This window comes from Streptomyces sp. BR123 (genome assembly GCF_013401435.1).
Lineage (GTDB): Bacteria > Actinomycetota > Actinomycetes > Streptomycetales > Streptomycetaceae > Streptomyces.
Genome location: NZ_JACBGN010000638.1, coordinates 1 through 944 on the forward strand (window position 1 = coordinate 1; position 944 = coordinate 944).

Annotated in this window: 1 protein-coding gene; it reads right to left on the reverse strand. The window is 73.5% G+C overall.

Going from position 1 to position 944, the window contains the following annotated elements; genetic code table 11:
• Positions 1 to 67: 67 nt before the first annotated feature.
• Positions 68 to 742 carry a GNAT family N-acetyltransferase gene (locus HYE82_RS36795; protein ID WP_179178566.1) on the reverse strand — a complete coding sequence of 225 codons (675 nt, stop codon included), beginning with the start codon at positions 740 to 742 and terminating at the stop codon, positions 68 to 70.
• Positions 743 to 944 lie beyond the last annotated feature (202 nt).

A 944-nucleotide genomic window follows, 5' to 3' on the forward strand; every position in this document is an offset into this window, starting at 1 on the left:
GGTGTCGTCGGGGCCGGGCACGGACGTGCGGGCGGGGCCCGGCAGGTCGAGACTACCCGCCGCGGGTTCAGTTCCAGTCGGCGCAGACGCGGTGGCCGCCCGCGTCGGCGCGGTGCACGCGGGCGTGTCCGTAGCCCTCCTGGCCGCCGTACTCGTCCGGGTCCTCCAGGTCTTCGGGGAGGAGGCTCCAGACGATGAGGTCGGTGCGGGTGTCGCTCCAGGTGCCGTCGGCGTTCTGGGCGCGGACCATCCAGGCGTTGCGCAGGACGCCCTCGCTGATGCAGCCGATCTTCTGGGCGACCTGCTGGGAGGCGGTGTTGTCGGCGGCGGTGCGGAGTTCGAGGCGTTCGAAGCGCTGGTCGCGGAAGAGCCATTGGGCGACGGCGAGTACGGATTCGCCGGCGTAGCCCTCGCCGCGGGCCCAGGGGGCGGTGACGTAGCCGACCTCTGTGCTGCGGGTGCGCCAGTCGGTGTTCCTCAGGTGCACGCTGCCGACGAGGCGCTGGGTGAGGAACTCGGAGACGGCGAAGGCTATGCCGCGGCCCTCGGTGCGTTCGGCGCGGGAGTGCAGGGTGGCCCAGGCGTGGGCGTCGGCGTGGGTGTAGGGGTGCGGCAGGGCGGTCCAGGCGGTGACCTGCTCGTCGTTCATCATCTCGGCGAGCGCGGTGACGTCCTCCACGTCGAAGGGGCGCAGCACCAGCCGGTCCGTGCTGATGGTGACGTCCGGGAAGGTGGTAGTCATGCGCAGCTCCATGCCTGAGAGGTGGGGCGACCGTGGTGCGGGACCGAGTGTGCGGGGCGGCGTCGTGCGGGCCGTCCAGCCACAGCATGCAGCATCGCCCGGCGGATGTGCATGGCCGCCCCTGCCCGGAAGCGGGCAGGCCGCGGCCCCGCGCGCCGGGGAGGGCGCGCGGGGCCGTGTGCACTGGTGGCCGGGGTCCGCC